Below are 15,723 nucleotides of genomic sequence, written 5' to 3'. Positions count from 1 at the left end.
TCAGCTCAGGTGGCCAAGATTTTGCTCGCATTTCCTGGTCTTATCCGGCTCAATCGAAACGTTCCACAGCGACTCTCGTTTCTCTTTCTGATCATGAAGCCTTTCTTTCTCCCTGCTTTTCTCCTCCTCAGTCTTTCAGTTCAAGCTGCAGACTGGCCGACCTTTCGCGGAGCTGACCGCAAAGACATTTCCTCTGAAACTGGCCTGCTGAAAAAGTGGCCTGCCAGCGGCCCTAAGCAGGTGTGGCTGAACAAAGATGTTGGCTTGGGGTATGCCGGCTTTGCTGTCGTGGGAGACACGGTTTACACGCTGGGTGCTCGCGACGTGGTGGAGTATGTGATCGCCGTGGATGCAGCGACGGGAAAGGAAAAATGGGCCGCCGAAGCAGGAGCCCTGCTGACCAATGGTTGGGGCGATGGCCCGCGCAGCAGCCCGACTGTGGATGGCGACAAAGTCTATGCCATGGGCGGGAAGGGGACCCTGGTGTGTCTGAATGCGGCCGATGGGAAAGAAATCTGGCGCACGACGATGGATAGCCTGGGCGGCAAGGTTCCTGGATGGGGCTATTGCGAGAGCCCGCTGGTGGATGGCAATCTCGTCATCGTCACTCCAGGTGGAGCCCAGGGCACGCTCGCGGCTTTTGATAAAGCTACCGGGAAGAAAGTCTGGCAGTCAGCCGAATGGACGGACCCGGCGCAGTATTCCTCCATCATTGCGGTGGATCACAATGGTGCACGCCAGCTCATTCAGCTCACCATGCAGAGCGTGGCTGGTGTGAATGCAGCGGATGGTAAACTGCTGTGGAAGACCGAGTTTCCAGGCAAGACAGCCGTGATCCCCACCCCGCTCTTCCAGGACGGGCAGGTCTTTGTTGCGGCGGGCTACGGAGTTGGTTGCAAGTCTTTTAAAATCAAGGCGGGAAATGAGATCGAAGAGCTCTATGCCAGCACCGACATGGTGAATCATCACGGCGGCATGGTGCTGGTGGAGGGTCATCTTTATGGTTATTCCGACAAGGCGGGCTGGACCTGCCTGGACTTTAAAACGGGTGCGGTGAAGTGGGCTGAGAAGAAGCTACTGGGCAAAGGGGCTATCCACTCTGCGGATGGCATGCTGTATTTGCTGGAAGAAAAAACCGGCACGGTGGTGCTTATTGAGGCCAATCCAAAGGGCTGGGAAGAGCATGGTCGTTTCACCCTGCAACCTCAGACGACTCAGCGGAATCCCAAGGGCATGATCTGGGTTCACCCCGTGGTGAGCGGTGGCAAGCTTTACCTTCGTGATCAAGAGCTTCTGTTCTCCTTTGATGTGAGCGGCAAGTAACGGATCTGGATTTTTCTTTAAGCGCCTCACCTGCATCGGGTGGGGCGTTTTCTTTTGGGCTCTGCGTGTTGTCACAATCGGCCCACATTGCGTCACCAGTTCCGCGAAAGGACGGCAAGGAGATGCGCGATTACTCCAATTCCATGACTTCCCTTTTAACCCGCCGCCAATTCGCCCAGACCACTGGGGCCGCCGCCATCCTCACTGCCTCTAGCACGTTACGTGCTCAACAAAAGGCTGACTCCAGTGAAACCCTTCGCATCGGTCTCGTCGGCTGTGGTGGCCGTGGCACGGGCGCTGCCTCTCAGGCTTTGGGGGCCGACTACAATGCCAAACTCGTCGCCATGGCGGACGTGGACGAAAAGCAGATCGAAGGTAGCATCAATAGCCTCTCGCAGAAGTATCCTGACCGTGTGGATGTGAAGCCGGACAAGAAGTTCATCGGCCTGGATGCTTACCAGAAGCTTATTGATTCCGGGGTGGACGTGGTCCTGCTGGCTAGCCCTCCAGGGTTCCGCCCAGTGCACCTCATGGCGGCAGTGGATGCGGGGAAACATATCTTTGCCGAAAAGCCCATGGCAGTGGATACCATTGGTTATCACCTCGCTATGGCGGCGGTGAAGAAAGCGGCGGAGAAGAAGCTGAACATCGTGGCTGGCTACTGCTGGCGCTACAGCACCTCCCGCAAAGAAGCTTTTTCACGATTGCAGGATGGCCAGATCGGCGATGTGACCAGCATTTTGGCCACCTATCATACAGGCCCTGTGAAGCCGATGCCGCCAGCGAGCGGTCGTCCAGCAGGTATGAGCGATGTGGAGTGGCAGGTGCGGAACTGGTATAATTTCTCCTGGCTCAGCGGGGACAGCATCGTGGAGCAGGCCGTGCACAGTGTGGACAAACTTTGCTGGGCTATGGGGGATAAGCCGCCGCTCAGTTGCATCGCCACCGGTGGGCGTCAGATCCCAGCGGAAGACGGCAATATCTTTGACCACTTTCATGCCGCCTATGAGTGGGGCAATGGCATCTACTGCCACCTCGCCAATCGGCAGATCAAAGGTTGCCAGGGGCACAATCAGGACATCATCCGAGGTGAAAAGGGAGCGCTCATCATTGGCAAAGGCGCAGCTCCTTTCATTGATGGGCAAAAGCGTTGGCGCTTCAAAGGTGAGGATAAGAACATGTATGACCTGGAGCATGAAGCTCTCTTTAATGCCATCCGCAAAGGCGAGGTCATCAATGACGGAAATCGTATGATGCTATCCACGCTTGTTGGCATCATGGGCCGTGAAGCCGCCTACACTGGGCAGCTTTTGACCTGGCAGCAGATGCTGGATTGCACCCAGGATCTGGCTCCAGATACGCTGAAATGGGGAGACAGCTTCAAGCCTACTCCCATGCCGATGCCGGGTATCACCAAGTTCCAAATTCCCGAACCAAAGAAGCCTGAAGATCAGGCGAAGGAAAATAAGGGCGCGTAGCACTCTTGTTTGTTGTCTGGCAGATCCGTTGTTAATCAACGGGTCTGCTTACAGCGTCAGCTCGCTGATGCGTTCCATCACTTCATCGGCAAGAGCTTGATAAAGATCGCGGCCTTCTTCGCGGTGCGCTTTGAGGTCTGGCTGGTAGGGTTTTCCGACCACGAGACGAATTTGGGCTGGCCGTAGAAACTTGGCTCCGCGTGGGTAGGCCTCGTAGCTGCCATAAATGCGCACGGGCAGAACGGGGGCACTGCTTTTGGCGATGAATAGACCCACGCCAGCTTCTGCCTTTTGTGGTTTCCCATCGAAACTGCGAGTGCCCTCAGGAAACATCAGCACCTTTTTTCCGCTTTTCAGAAGACGGATGGTGGACTTCAGGCTGGAGGCATCGGGCTTGTCCTTATCCACCGGTATCGTCTGCCAACTGCGCAGGAGTTTGCCTGCCATGGGGTGATCAAACAGGCTTTTGCGGGCAAAGAAATACAGGGGCTCATCAAAGGCCTGTCCGATGAACGGTGGATCCAGAAAGCTAACGTGATTGGCCACGATAAGGGCGGGACCGGCGAGATTCAGGTTCTCTTCACCGACGACTCGAAAGTCATAAAAACTCCGAGCGACAGCCCGGAAAATGGTGTGCCCGATGCGGTAGGAAAGATTCATGCTTACTCAGTGGGGGGCAGGCGATCCAGCACCGCTTGCACGGCACCTTCCAGTGTGAGGTGACTGTTATCAATGACCACCGCCCCTTCTGGAATCACAAGCGGGGAAGTCTTGCGGGTGGAGTCTAGGCGATCTCGCTCTGCGACTTGATCCGTATGCCCTTGTGCACTGCGGCGGGCTGCCCGGACTTCTTCGCTGGCATCAATGTAAAACTTCAGCGGACTTTCTGGGAACACCACGCTGCCGATGTCGCGACCTTCCATAACCAGAGGACCGAGATCGGCCAAGGCACGCTGATCCGCGACGAGGCGGGAGCGGACTTCCGGCACGCGAGCGACCAGGGACACTCCACGATTCACGGGGTCGCTATTGAGGTCTTCGGCGGAAAGGATGCGACCGCTGATGGAGACCTGCGTCTGGCCTTCGGTAACGGGTGAATCCACCACGATCCCTGCAGCCGCCTGACGCACAGCGTCCTGGTCATTCGGGTCAATGCCTGTCTGCAAAACCGCCCAGGTCATGGCGCGATACATGTTGCCCGTGTTCACGTAAATGTAGCCTAGCCGTTGGGCGAGGATGCGGGCGACACTGCTTTTGCCAGAGGCAGCAGGGCCGTCGATAGTGATCACGGTAGAGGAAGGCATGACGGAAAAATAACAGTCGAATACGGGGACGATACTAACGTGTGCTTAGCCCACTTTGCGGGGGATACGGGAGATCACCGGAATGGGAGTTTCTCCATTTTCATTTTTCAAGAATAGCGCGAGGTCATGCTCAAAGCCAGGGTAGCTGGTGCCGATGCACTCGGAGCCTTCGATGACCGTTTCGCCATCAGCAAACAGGCCAGCGATGGCAAAGGCCATGGCGATGCGGTGGTCATGGTAAGTGCTGATGGTGGCACCCTGAAGCTGGGCACCGCCTTCGATTTCCATGCCGTCGTCAAATTCGGTGACGGTCACACCCATGCGGCGCAGGTTCTCGGCCACGGCCGCGATGCGGTCCGTTTCCTTCACTCGCAGTTCGTGCGCATCCTGGATACGGGTCTTTCCACGAGCCAGCGCGGCGGCGACAGCGAGGATGGGCAACTCGTCAATGACGTTGGGGATCTCCGCACCGCCGATAACGGTGGCATTCAGGTCGCCACCTTTGACAGTAACGTTGCCACGGGGTTCACCGTCGGTGGTTTCCTCGGAATTATGAATGTGGGCCCCCATGCGCAACAGCACATTGATCACGCCTGTGCGTGTGGGGTTGAGACCAACGTTCTTGAGCGTGATCTGCTGGCCCGGGCTGGCAGCGGAGGCTACCATCCAGAAGGCGGCACTAGAGATGTCTCCTGGCACGACGATGTCCGTCGCGCGGGCGGATTGACCGCCATAGACGGAGATGGCATTGCCCTCACGCAGCCACTTGATGCCAAAGTGGGACATGATACGCTCCGTGTGATTTCGAGTGGCCACGGGCTCGATAACGGTGGTCTTGCCCGGTGCATACAGACCTGCCAGTAGGATGGCAGACTTCACCTGGGCGCTGGCCATGGGCAGGGTGTAAGTGATGGCCTGCAACGAGCCACCCGTGACTTTTAAGGGAGCGCAAATTTTCTCGCCCTGGCCTTCCACCTTAGCTCCCATCAGGCGCAGTGGGTCGGCCACGCGTTTCATCGGGCGTTTGGAAAGGGAGGCATCCCCAAACATCTCAGTGGTGAATGCCTGGCCAGCGAGGATGCCGGAAAGGAGGCGAATGGTGGTGCCCGAATTGCCGCAATCCACCGGGCCAGAAGGGGCCTTGAGCTGGGGGCCATTACCCGTAATGGCCAGCTTGGTCAGGCCGATGCCGTCGGTTTCTTCCAGAGGTTCTACCTTGGCACCCATGGCTTCCATGGCCTTGACGGAGCACAAGCAGTCTTCGCTGGGCAGGAAGCCGTCAATGACAGTGGTGCCTGAGGCCATGCCCGCAAACATAGCGGCGCGGTGACTGATGCTTTTATCGCCAGGAACGGAGATTTCGGCGGGGAAGGATTTGAGCTTTCGGACTTTCAGAGTGGCCATATCAGGAGACTGCCGCCGGGACGGTCCTGCGCAGGCTTTGGGCCTCGGCTAGGAAGCGGCGGAGTTCTTCTTCGTCCGGCTTGTCGAGGATTTCAAGAAGCTCTGTCAAAGTGTCCGCCGCAGCACGCAGTTGAGCCGTCAAGGCAGGGCGGTTTTCCAGGGCAATGCCTGTCCACAAGCCGGGGTCACCTCCGGCCACGCGGGTAGTGTCGCGAAAGCCATTGGCCACGCAGGCCACCGCACTTAGGTCCGTGCGTAAGGCGGCCAATGTGGTCACGGCGGCCATCATGTGCGGCAGGTGGGAAATACGGGCCACCTTTTCATCGTGCTCCTCGGGAGACATTTGCAGAACTCGACAACCTAGAGCCTGCCAAAAGTTTTTCAGGCGGGGAAGTTCGGCATTTTCTGCGCCGATAGGCGTCAGTAAGCAGGTGGCGTTTTGAAAAAGATCTGCCCGCGCCACCTCAATGCCTGTTTTTTCAGACCCTGCCATGGGATGACTGCCAATGAAGCGTGAACCGAGAATGGGGTGCAGAGCGCGAACCACGCTGCCTTTCACGCTGCCCACATCGGTGATCAGGCAATCGTCGGCGAGTTGACCTTGCGTGATTTGCTCAGCCAGGGTTGCCATCGTCTCCACAGGCGTGCAGAGGATGATGAGAGAGGCACCTTCCGCAGCGGCCGCGGCATCTGTAAAAAAATCTGCCTGAATTCCCCGTGAGCGGATGCCTGCCTCCGCGTTTTCACGTCTAGCCCACAGGCGTAGTTTCGCCCCTGGAATGCGCTGTTGTACAGCAAGAGCTAAAGACCCACCGAGCAATCCGGGTCCAAAAATGGCAATGATTCTTTCCACGATCACTCGCGAGGCTTAATACGGCACGCGGAAGATGTCACCTGTTTCCGGATCGCGGGCCTTCTGGCCTGGGCGAAGCCCTTCCACACTGATGACTTTCTTGGGATCCTTGGGGCTGTAAACAAACCCAGGTTTACCCGGAACCGCACGGGCATAGGGCACATCCCCGGCAGGTGGTGGTGTGACGGCTGGTGGGGTGGACGGCGTGGTGATCACAGGCGGGGTGGTTACCGCTGGCGGTGTCACCGTGCCACCTGGGACAGTCGGCTGAATCCCTGGAGGGGTGACCGAGAGTCCAGGATCCACCACCGGGGCCGTTGGGTCCAAATTGGGCACCGGGACCTGCGGGCCGACTGGAGCCGGCGTCGGGGCGATGGGCTCCACGTAACGGTTCGGGTCGCCATAGCGTGGGGGCTGATCCAGAGAGCGTCCACGTCCCGCGAAGGGGCGTGGATCTGGGCCGTAGCAACTGGCGAGCGATGCCGTGATCGCAGTGAGGACGAGGAGATGCGTGGAGCGCTGCATCGGGAGTGTGGGGTAGGGAGGTTAACTGTTCACGCGCATGGGCATGAGCACGTAGAGGAAATTGGTGCCGGTGCGGAGAACGCCAGGACTGATTTCATCAATCAAGTGAAGATACACTTCATCCGCGCTGAGGTTGCGCAGCGGGGCCATGGTGAACTCCGGATTGAAAGCGATGGTGATGGAGGCACCCTTGTAATTGAGGGGGATGGTTTCACGCGCTTCCCCGATGTCCGGGCTGCTGGCGATGATTTCCACCTGCCCAGGGGTGAACTGGAACTTCACCGAGTTCGACTTCTCACTGGCGAGGAGGGACACACGGCTGATAGCCTTCAGGAAAACTTCGCGCTCCAGGGCGATGCGCTCCTTGGCTTCGCCGGGGATCACCTGGCGGTAGTTCGGATAGTTGCCGTCGATCAGCTTGCTGATGAGCAGGCTGTCACCCAGGTCAAAACCTACCTGGCTGCTGGTCACGCGAATGATCACCTCGCCTAAGTCGCCGCAAAGGCGGGCCAGTTCGTTCACAGCCTTGGTCGGAACGATGATGTCCACTTCCTGGCTCTGGGGGAATTCCAGTTCCTGCTCCACCATGGCCAGACGACGGCCATCCGTGGCCACCATGGTCAGGGTGTTGTTCTTGAAGGAGAAAAGGATGCCGTTCAGCACATAACGAGTTTCGTCGGTCGAGATGGCATAGGATGTCTTTTTCAGGCAATCGCGCAGAATCTGCTGATCAATCTTGAACTCACGGGCGTCGTCAAAGCGGGGCAGGGCAGGGAATTCCTCGCTGGTAAGGCCCAGCACCTTGAAATAGGACGGGCCGCTGCGGATGGAAGCGACGTTTTTCTCATCCACGCTGATCTGGATGTCTTCCGCAGGAAGCTCACGAATGATCGTGGCCAGACGGCGGGCCGGCAGGGTGGTGGCCCCTTCTTCCTCGACCTCAGCGGCAACGCTGCAAGTCACGCCGACATCCAGGTCCGTTGTGGTCAGTTCCAGCACGCCATTTTTGGCGCGGAGCAGGACGTTAGAGAGGATGGCCAGGGTGGTGCGTGCACTGACGACGTGCTGCACTTGCTGAATGGCCTGCTGGAGAGATTCCTTGCTGATCGTGAACTTCATATAAAAAGGCGTGCCTGCTGCTTGAGACGAATGGCCTTTTTTATCAGAGGGCAGACGAACGGCAAGGAGTTTGGCAGGGAAAGTGAAGGGGGACGTTAGGGCCTCCAGGTTAAAAAGTCGCCCCTAAACCTCCAATAACGACTTTTTGTCCTCGTTTTCTTGTAGGGGTGAACGGTGATTTATTGGAGTTTACTTCTGTCCTTTGTTCGCCTTACCGCCCTTGCCACCTTTTTTCGGGGCTTCGGGTTTCTTCCAGATTTCGACGGGGACGTCGTTGTTTTGACGGGCTCCAGGCGTGCTGCGGCCGTTGGCGACTAGGGTTTCCAGTTTCTTCGTGAGGCGGTCAACGATTTCGGGGTGCTGGGTGGCAAGGTTGGTCTGCTCTCCGAGGTCGGCTTCCATGTTGAAAAGCTGTACGGGTGGCGAGTCCTTGGGCTCGGTGCCGGGGCGGGGGTCGCTCCAGCCACCGGAACCTGGGCAAAGGGCGAGCTTCCACGGCCCCTCGCGGATGGCAAAGACACCCTGGATGCTGTGATGGATGAGGGATTCGCGAGCGGGTTTGCCAGTTTCACCCAAGAGGGTAGGGAGGAAGCTGAAGCTGTCTTCGGCGGCAGTTTCTGGAGTAGTTGCTTCGGTGATGTCGGCGGCGGTGGCAAAAAAGTCCGTCAAGCAGGTGAGCTGGCTAGTCGTCTGGCCGGGCTTCACCTTGGCAGGCCAGCGGACCAGGAAGGGAACCCGGTGGCCACCATCGTAGATGTCAGCTTTGTGACCGCGCAGTTTAGAGCTGGGGTTGTGGCCTTTGGCCAGCAGTTCGGGATAGTTGGCACTGGGCGAGCAGCCATTGTCGCTGGTGAAGACGATGACGGTGTTTTCGGCCAAGCCGTTGTCATCCAGAGCTTTGAGGACTCGGCCAATGGCGGCATCGGTTTCCATCACGAAGTCGCCATATTGGTTCAGGCCACTTTTGCCCCGCCACTCGGGATTGGGCAGGATGGGGGTGTGCGGGGAGGCGAGGGGGAGGTAGAGGAAGAACGGCTTGCCTGACTTTGCATCGGCGGATTTTTCGCTGACGTAGGCGACGGTTTTGTCAATCAAGGTCGGCAGAACTTCGTAGCCAGTGAAACCTGGGGCAGCAGGGCCCTTGCGGGTGTATTTGTCCGTCTTTCCCTGAACCATTTCAATGGAGCGGTCTTCGGTCGGCAATGCCGTGACACGGTCATTCTCAATGAAGCAGTATGGCACCATGTCCAGGGAGGCACTGATACCAAAGTAGTGGTCGAACCCGACGCTGTTCGGCCCGTGGGTGGCAGGTTGGGTGAAGTCCACACTCCAGGTCTGTTGGGGGGATTCAATGTTCAGTTCCGCCACGGTCTGGCTCTCTTTGACTTTCCAGTCCATGCCGAGATGCCATTTGCCGATGACGGCGGTGTGGTAGCCCTGCGCTTTGAGCATGGAAGCCACGGTCATGCGATCTGTGGCAATTAGGTGCGGGCTGAGTCCGCCCAGGACGCCCTTTTGCAACTTGGTGCGCCAGTTGTAGCGGCCTGTGAGGGTGCCATAGCGGGTGGGGGTGCAGACGCTGGAGGGCGTGTGGGCATCGGTGAAGGTCATGCCTTCCTTGGCGATGCGGTCCATGTTGGGCGTGGCAATTTTGCCCTCAGGATTGAGATGCTTCACATCGCCATAACCCAAGTCATCGCAGAGGATGAAAATGAAGTTCGGTTTGTCTGCCGCCGAGGCGGCCAGCGTCATGCCCAGGGCAATAACTGCGAAGGTGAGTTTTTGGAACGAAGCGGTCATGGATAAAAAGAAGAATGTGGGCAACCACAGAAGACACTGAACACACGGAAGGGTATCGCCAGGATTTGAAATTCCGTGTGTTCAGTTTTTTCTGTGGTTGTTCCTCACGGTTGAGTATCGAAAACGATGCCCTTTTCAGGATCGGTATGCGCCAGGCGGACCTTGGCGGTGTTGCCGATGCCTTTTGTGGATTGATTCTCGGCAATTAAAAACTGGTTAGGCCCAATGCAAGCGAGGCCTATGGAAGCATTGAACTCCCACTTGCCTGTGAAACGGAAGTTTTCATCCGCACGCAGCAGAATGGCAGGTTTGCCATAACATCCGAACCACCACGAACCGTCGGCATACTCCACCGTCTGGATGCCCATGAGGGTGTAACCGCTGGCCAGCGTGTGACGTTGGATAAATTGGAACTTCGTGTCGTATTCATACACGTAGTTTTCATCCGTGCCGGGGGGCAAGCCGCCAATGAGGATGAAACGACCTTCACGATAGGCCATGCCTCCTGCACCATGAACAAGCTCTGGCACGGGATGACGAGAGAGCTCTGTGAGCGTTTCGCCATCAAAGACAAAGACCCAAGAATCGGCTTCGCCTGCGGGCTGATTGAACTTGCCTAAATTGACCGCGACATAAATCTTGCCGCCTTGATAACAGAGATCTCCCTGGTGGCTCGGCGCAGCAACTTTTTTGAGAATCTTGCCATCAAGATCCGTTTTCACGATCGCATCCGTCCAGGACCAATAGATGGCCTCTTCGCCATCGGTACAGATGCCCTGGACATGACGCGGGTAAGCCCCTTCGCAGTCCACGGGTTTGAAGGTTTCAGCCGCATTTGCAGCCGTGCTCAAAAGGAAAACAACCACGGAAAGCAAGGAGCACACGGAAGGCACAGGGAATGGATTCATAAAATCAGTTCATGAATACATTCCGTGTCTTCAGTGTCTTCCGTGGTTGTTCCATCTAGAGATCACTCCGCCTGTTTCTTTTTGCCCTTACCTTTCCCTTTGCCCATGCCTTTGGCATTCTCGGGAACAGGGGGATTCACCTCGCCATCGAAGGCTTTGTTACCATGCGTGAGGCGTGGCGGTGGAAGGATTTCTTTGACCTCGGTTTGCAGACGGGTGAGCTCGGTTTTCAGCTCTTTGACGGTGTCTGCATAGGCCGGATCTTGGTAAAAACTTTTGGTTTCCAATGGGTCTTTTTGACGGTCCAGCAGCTCCCAGTCATCCACATCTGGCGCATAATAACGGATGAGTTTGTAGCGGTCGGTGATCACTCCGTAGTGTGGACGCACGCGATGAGGCACAGGGAACTCATAGTAGTGGTAGTAGAAGCTTTTGCGCCAGTCCGCAGGCGTCTCTCCTTTGAAGAGAGGCACCAGGGATCGGCCCTGCATGTCCGCAGGCTGGGGCTGCCCCGCGATGTCCAGGAAGGTCTGGGCGAGATCCAGCAAGGAAACGATGCTGCTATTGGTGCTGCCTGCTTTGGCCACACCCGGCCAGCGGACTAGGAAGGGGGTGGTGAGGGATTCCTCAAAGATCCAGCGTTTGTCGAACCAGCCGTGCTCGCCGAGGTAGAAACCCTGGTCGCTGCTGCAAATGACGACGGTGTTTTCGGCAAGGCCGGATTTGTCCAGGTAATCGAGAACCGTAGCGATGCTTTCATCCACACCTTTCACGCAGCCCAGGTAGTCGTGCATGTAACGTTGGTAGCGCCATTTGATGAGGTCTTTCCCGGTGGGCGGTGCCTGATTGTACTTTTTGTTAATCGGGTCGTAATAGGCATTCCAGGCTTTCCGCTGTTCCTCATTTAAGGAAGGCGGCGCGATGAGCTTCATGTCACGCTCGGTGATGGTGCGGTCTAAGCCCATGTCATGATCACTCACGGCCTTGCTGCGTCCTTCGAAGTTGTCGAAAAGCGTAGGAGGTTCTGGATAAACGCGACCTTTATCATGGTCCAAATGGCGCAGTGCGGGTTCCCACTCCCGGTGAGGGGCCTTGTGCTGGAGCATCAGCATGAAGGGCTTGGTCTTGTCACGGCCTTCCAGCCACTTGAGTCCCTGTTCAGTGATGATGTCGGTGACGTAGCCAGTGTGCTTCACCTCTTGGCCATTTTCCACCATGGGCGGGTTGTAGTAGATGCCCTGACCAGGAAGGACGTTCCAATAGTCGAACCCCTGTGGGTCAGTCATCAGATGCCATTTGCCGATGACGGCGGTGGTATAACCGCCTTTTTGCAGCAGCTTAGGAAAGGTCTGCTGGTTGCCATCGAAGCGGCTGTTGCTGTTGTTGTGAAAGCCGTTCAAGTGCGAATATTTGCCCGTCTGGATGACCGCGCGCATGGGGCCGCAGATGGAGTTCGTGACTAGGCAGCGATTAAAACGAATGCCTTCTTTGGCGAGGCGATCAATCCCCGGGGTCTCGAGCAGCTTGCGCTCGTCGCCATAACTGGAGATGGCCTGGGAGGCGAGGTCGTCCGAAAAGAGGAAAAGGATGTTCGGCGGTCCTTTCGGCGCAGCCGAAAGAGAGGTGGCCAGCAAACCGGCGCAGGTGAGGAGGAGTCGTCGCATCATGGTCAGAGAATCTGGTAACGACGGGGACGGGGTTCACATTGCAGGGAAATGTGAGCGGGAATTGCCATTAAATCCAAAGTTGCTCCTCAGGATTTTTACGGCAGGTTTTGGAGTATGCCCGAAATCAGTCGGTTCTTTGGAATCCGAGTTGAGATGTTTTATGACGACCATCTTCCTCCGCACTTTCATGCACGTTATGAAGGCGAACGTGCTGCATTTACTCTGGATGGCGGATTGATGGAAGGTTCTTTCTCTGGCCAAGCTCAGCAACTGATTCGGGAGTGGGTGACCTTGCATCCAGCAGAGTTGGCCGAAACTGGGATTTGGCCGAGCACCATCTTCCCCTGAAGCGTATCCCACCACTTACCTGACCCTCATGAGCATCATTACAACTACTCCTGTGTCCCTGGAAGCCTGTGAAGTCTCTTCATTGCGGGTGACTGGCCCGCATCGGGTGAGTCTGCATTTTCGCGATGGTTATGTGTCAGATCTGGATTTTGCGGATTACGGGAATGAAGGCGGACCACTCCGCCGTGCTTTGTCTGATCCTGGTTTGTTTGCCGAGGCTTACTTAGCCTACGGAATTGTTTCCTGGCCAAATGGCTACGATATTGCCCCAGAAACGTTGCGCCGCTATGCTCAGCAGGGGTTCATAGGCTGAGAAACAGGAGATGATTCGTTCTGTGTCGGACGAGAGCAGCCTTATGGCTGGGTAAAATCATGGATAAAATTATTCATGATTCTACCGAATCGGTCGTTCCTGCGTGGCTGCTTTTTAGTACAGCTCCACCGGTGAGCGTTTTCCATCTTCTACGCTCTTGTTCTGGGCGAGTTCTTCCCCCAGCGTAGCTACGCGGAGGTCCCAAATGTCGCGATTGATTTTGGCGAAGCGGTCGAGGCTGAAAGGATCGGGAGCGACGAGGCGCTTTTTGGTCTTCTCGATGCGGACGAGGGCATCGTGAAGGATGGGGGCCTCCACACCTTCGAGGTGCTGGCGGGCGAGTTCGACCATCTCTAGGCGATGGCAGATCATGACAAGATCGTTCCCAGCGCGCACGGCTTCCTGGATGGCTTGCTCAAAGGTCACCTCATTGAGAATGGCGCCCATGTCCAGGTCATCGGTCATGGCCAGGCCTTCGAAGCCTAACTGATCACGTAACAATTTGGTGCACACATTGTGACTGAGGCTGGCGGGCCAGCGAGGACGGTCGGGATCGTACGCCGTGTAGTTGCTGTGGCAGGTCATCACGCTGTCAATCTCCGGCAGCAGGGCGGTGTAGGGCAGCAGCTCGGACTCCAGCATCTCCGGATGGGATTTGCCGATGACGGGCAGGAACTCATGTGGATCGCACTCGGCCGGGCCGTAACCTGGGAAGTGTTTGGCACAGCTCAGGATGCCTTCCCCCCGCATGGCACGGTTAAAGACGCCGGCGTTGTTGATGACTTGTTGAGGATCGCGGCCCCAGCAGCGGCCTTTGAGGGAGTTGTCTGCGGTGTCGTCGTAAGAGATGTCCAACACAGGGCAGAGATCCAGATTGAAGCCAAATAGACGCAAAATCTGGCCCGTGAGCTTGCCATGCTGCTTGATGAGTTTCACATCGCCTTTGTCACGCAGGGACTGGGCATTCGGCGGCTCCTCGCCGATGAGGCGCAGGCGGGACACGCGGCCTCCTTCCTGGTCAATGGTGATGAAGGGCTCGATGTCCGAAAGATCGCGCAGATCATCAATCAGCTTCCGCACCTGCTCCGGCGAGATGATGTTGCGGCCAAAGAGGATGAATCCACCGGGTTGCAGCTTCTTGAAACGAGCGGCGGTTTCAGAATCGAGTTCAGGACCGGGAACGCCGGTGAGGAGGAGTTGGCCGAGGGACATGGTGGGCAGCGGTGTTCAGTTTCCAGTATTCTGTGTGCAGTGCTCAGTTTTTAGGAACCCGTCAAGAGCGGAGATGAGAGTGATAGGCAAATCAGTCTCTACTTGGGTAAAGCGGCTAACAACGCCTCAACACACGCCGCCGAGAACTCGGGGGCATTGATCGCGCATTCCATCTCAATGATCGGGATGTCGGTGCGAAGGTGGGATTTGATGGCGGTAAACAGAGCCGTGTCAGCCGCTGGATCATGGAATGGTTTGCCAGGTGCGCTGATGACGCTGATGGCTTTCAGCGGGAGAAGCACGGTAACGGGGCCGGTGTAGGCATTGACCTTCTCGGCTAGGATGCGGCCCAGTTTGGCGCATTCCTCGGGCGAGGTTCGCATGAGGGTGACCTGGGGATTGTGCTGGTAGAAGAGCCGATCTTTGAACTTGTCTGGGATGCTCGCGGGCTCGCCAAAGTTCACCATGTCCAGGCAACCGGGGGTGACGATGGCGGGGGTGCCGGCTTTGCCTGCGGCTTCCAGCCGATGCGGGCCAGCATTGAGGACCCCACCGACGAGTTCATCCGCCCATTCTGTGGTGGTGATGTCCAGAACGCCAGTAATGAGGCCACTTTCGATGAGACTTTCCATGATGCGGCCCCCGGTGCCGGTAGCGGCGAAGACGAGGACTTCATACCCAGCTTTTTCGAGGATGGCTTTGGCTGCGTTCACGCACTCGGTGGTGTTGCCAAACATGGAGGCGGCAATGAGGGGCTTGTCCTCCGCTGCCGGGATTTCCATTTCCACCATGCCGCAGATGGCCCCGGCAGCACGGGCCAGGAGGGTGCGGGACAGGCGATTGATGCCGGAGACATCCACGATGCTGGGGATCATGACGATGTCCTTCGTGCCAACGTAGGGTGCGACATTGCCCGCAGCGAGGGTGGAGACCATGACCTTCGGGAAACCGATGGGTAGGGCACGCATGGCCGTGGTGCTGATCGCCGTGCCACCGCCGCCGCCCAGGGAGATGACCCCCTGAATGCGGCCAGAGGCAACGAGGCTCGCAAGGAGCTTGGCTGAAGCTTCCGCCATGGCCGTCACGGCCTCGCCACGATCTTGGCGGGTGAGGATTCCGGCCAGATCAATGGCCCCTGCGGCGGCGACTTCCTGCCGGGAAATGTCGGGTGAAACGGTGGGCGCGCTGCCGCTGCCGGTATCAATCAGCAGGGTTTCGTGCCCGCGTTGGCGGATGAGTTCCGCCACGTAGGCATGCTCCTGTCCCTTGGTATCGAGTGTGCCGAGAACGGCGATGGTGGCCATAATGCGGTCGTTTTAGCGGTAAAAGGCGAGGGGCGTCAAGGCACTGAAAGCCGCATCTGGCTATCTGAAAGCAACGCGGAAGAGGCAGATGCCCGAAATCTGGGCAAAAAGCGACTGCGACACTCCCTGCGGGCCGACCTTGACCCTTTCGCGACTCGGGGTTAG

The 15,723-nt window shown here is 57.4% G+C and carries 15 protein-coding genes; 4 read left to right on the top strand and 11 right to left on the bottom strand.

Features of this window, described 5'->3' with window-relative positions; all coding sequences use genetic code 11:
* The first annotated feature begins 93 nt into the window (after nt 1-93).
* Nucleotides 94-1,323, top strand: a complete 1,230-nt coding sequence (locus HNQ64_RS19215) for a PQQ-binding-like beta-propeller repeat protein (protein WP_184211718.1) — start codon at nt 94-96, stop codon at nt 1,321-1,323.
* A gap of 143 nt (nt 1,324-1,466) precedes the next feature.
* Nucleotides 1,467-2,801 (top strand): Gfo/Idh/MocA family protein, encoded by a 1,335-nt coding sequence (locus HNQ64_RS19210; protein ID WP_184211716.1) that lies wholly within the window; start codon nt 1,467-1,469, stop codon nt 2,799-2,801.
* A gap of 48 nt (nt 2,802-2,849) precedes the next feature.
* On the opposite strand, the gene HNQ64_RS19205 is transcribed toward HNQ64_RS19210, so the two are convergent.
* From HNQ64_RS19205 to HNQ64_RS19165, 9 genes are all read right to left on the bottom strand, one after another.
* Nucleotides 2,850-3,461 (bottom strand): lysophospholipid acyltransferase family protein, encoded by a 612-nt coding sequence (locus tag HNQ64_RS19205; protein ID WP_184211714.1) that lies wholly within the window; start codon nt 3,459-3,461, stop codon nt 2,850-2,852.
* Between the two features lie 2 nt (nt 3,462-3,463).
* Nucleotides 3,464-4,105, bottom strand: coding sequence for a (d)CMP kinase (gene cmk, locus HNQ64_RS19200; protein WP_184211712.1), 642 nt, complete (start codon nt 4,103-4,105; stop codon nt 3,464-3,466).
* Between the two features lie 45 nt (nt 4,106-4,150).
* Nucleotides 4,151-5,509 carry a 3-phosphoshikimate 1-carboxyvinyltransferase gene (aroA, locus tag HNQ64_RS19195; protein WP_184211710.1) on the bottom strand — a complete coding sequence of 453 codons (1,359 nt, stop codon included), beginning with the start codon at nt 5,507-5,509 and terminating at the stop codon, nt 4,151-4,153.
* A gap of 1 nt (nt 5,510) precedes the next feature.
* Entirely contained in the window at nt 5,511-6,362 is an 852-nt protein-coding gene (locus HNQ64_RS19190; protein ID WP_184211708.1) for a prephenate dehydrogenase/arogenate dehydrogenase family protein, read from the bottom strand.
* Between the two features lie 15 nt (nt 6,363-6,377).
* Complete coding sequence (locus HNQ64_RS19185) at nt 6,378-6,887, bottom strand: hypothetical protein (protein ID WP_184211706.1); 510 nt, start codon at nt 6,885-6,887, stop codon at nt 6,378-6,380.
* Nucleotides 6,888-6,908: 21 nt separating this feature from the next.
* Nucleotides 6,909-8,006 carry a DNA polymerase III subunit beta gene (gene dnaN / locus HNQ64_RS19180; protein ID WP_184211704.1) on the bottom strand — a complete coding sequence of 366 codons (1,098 nt, stop codon included), beginning with the start codon at nt 8,004-8,006 and terminating at the stop codon, nt 6,909-6,911.
* A gap of 189 nt (nt 8,007-8,195) precedes the next feature.
* Nucleotides 8,196-9,806, bottom strand: a complete 1,611-nt coding sequence (locus tag HNQ64_RS19175) for a sulfatase family protein (protein WP_184211702.1) — start codon at nt 9,804-9,806, stop codon at nt 8,196-8,198.
* Nucleotides 9,807-9,910: 104 nt separating this feature from the next.
* Nucleotides 9,911-10,714 (bottom strand): hypothetical protein, encoded by an 804-nt coding sequence (locus tag HNQ64_RS19170; RefSeq protein ID WP_184211700.1) that lies wholly within the window; start codon nt 10,712-10,714, stop codon nt 9,911-9,913.
* A 62-nt stretch (nt 10,715-10,776) separates the two neighbouring features.
* Nucleotides 10,777-12,378 (bottom strand): sulfatase/phosphatase domain-containing protein, encoded by a 1,602-nt coding sequence (locus HNQ64_RS19165; RefSeq protein ID WP_184211786.1) that lies wholly within the window; start codon nt 12,376-12,378, stop codon nt 10,777-10,779.
* 117 nt (nt 12,379-12,495) lie between these two features.
* On the opposite strand from HNQ64_RS19165, the gene HNQ64_RS19160 reads away from it, so the two are divergent.
* Together HNQ64_RS19160 and HNQ64_RS19155 are read left to right on the top strand one after the other, a co-directional pair.
* Nucleotides 12,496-12,729, top strand: a complete 234-nt coding sequence (locus HNQ64_RS19160; RefSeq protein ID WP_221305502.1) for a DUF4160 domain-containing protein — start codon at nt 12,496-12,498, stop codon at nt 12,727-12,729.
* 28 nt (nt 12,730-12,757) lie between these two features.
* Nucleotides 12,758-13,042, top strand: a complete 285-nt coding sequence (locus HNQ64_RS19155) for a DUF2442 domain-containing protein (RefSeq protein ID WP_184211698.1) — start codon at nt 12,758-12,760, stop codon at nt 13,040-13,042.
* Nucleotides 13,043-13,156: 114 nt separating this feature from the next.
* On the opposite strand, the gene HNQ64_RS19150 is transcribed toward HNQ64_RS19155, so the two are convergent.
* Together HNQ64_RS19150 and HNQ64_RS19145 are read right to left on the bottom strand one after the other, a co-directional pair.
* Nucleotides 13,157-14,254, bottom strand: coding sequence for a glycoside hydrolase family 3 protein (locus HNQ64_RS19150; RefSeq protein ID WP_184211696.1), 1,098 nt, complete (start codon nt 14,252-14,254; stop codon nt 13,157-13,159).
* Nucleotides 14,255-14,352: 98 nt separating this feature from the next.
* A complete protein-coding gene (locus HNQ64_RS19145; protein ID WP_184211694.1) occupies nt 14,353-15,558 on the bottom strand; it encodes a Tm-1-like ATP-binding domain-containing protein in 1,206 nt (401 codons plus the stop codon).
* Nucleotides 15,559-15,723 lie beyond the last annotated feature (165 nt).

This window comes from Prosthecobacter dejongeii, assembly GCF_014203045.1.
Lineage (GTDB): Bacteria > Verrucomicrobiota > Verrucomicrobiia > Verrucomicrobiales > Verrucomicrobiaceae > Prosthecobacter > Prosthecobacter dejongeii.
This window is presented reverse-complemented; position numbering and strand designations above follow the sequence as displayed.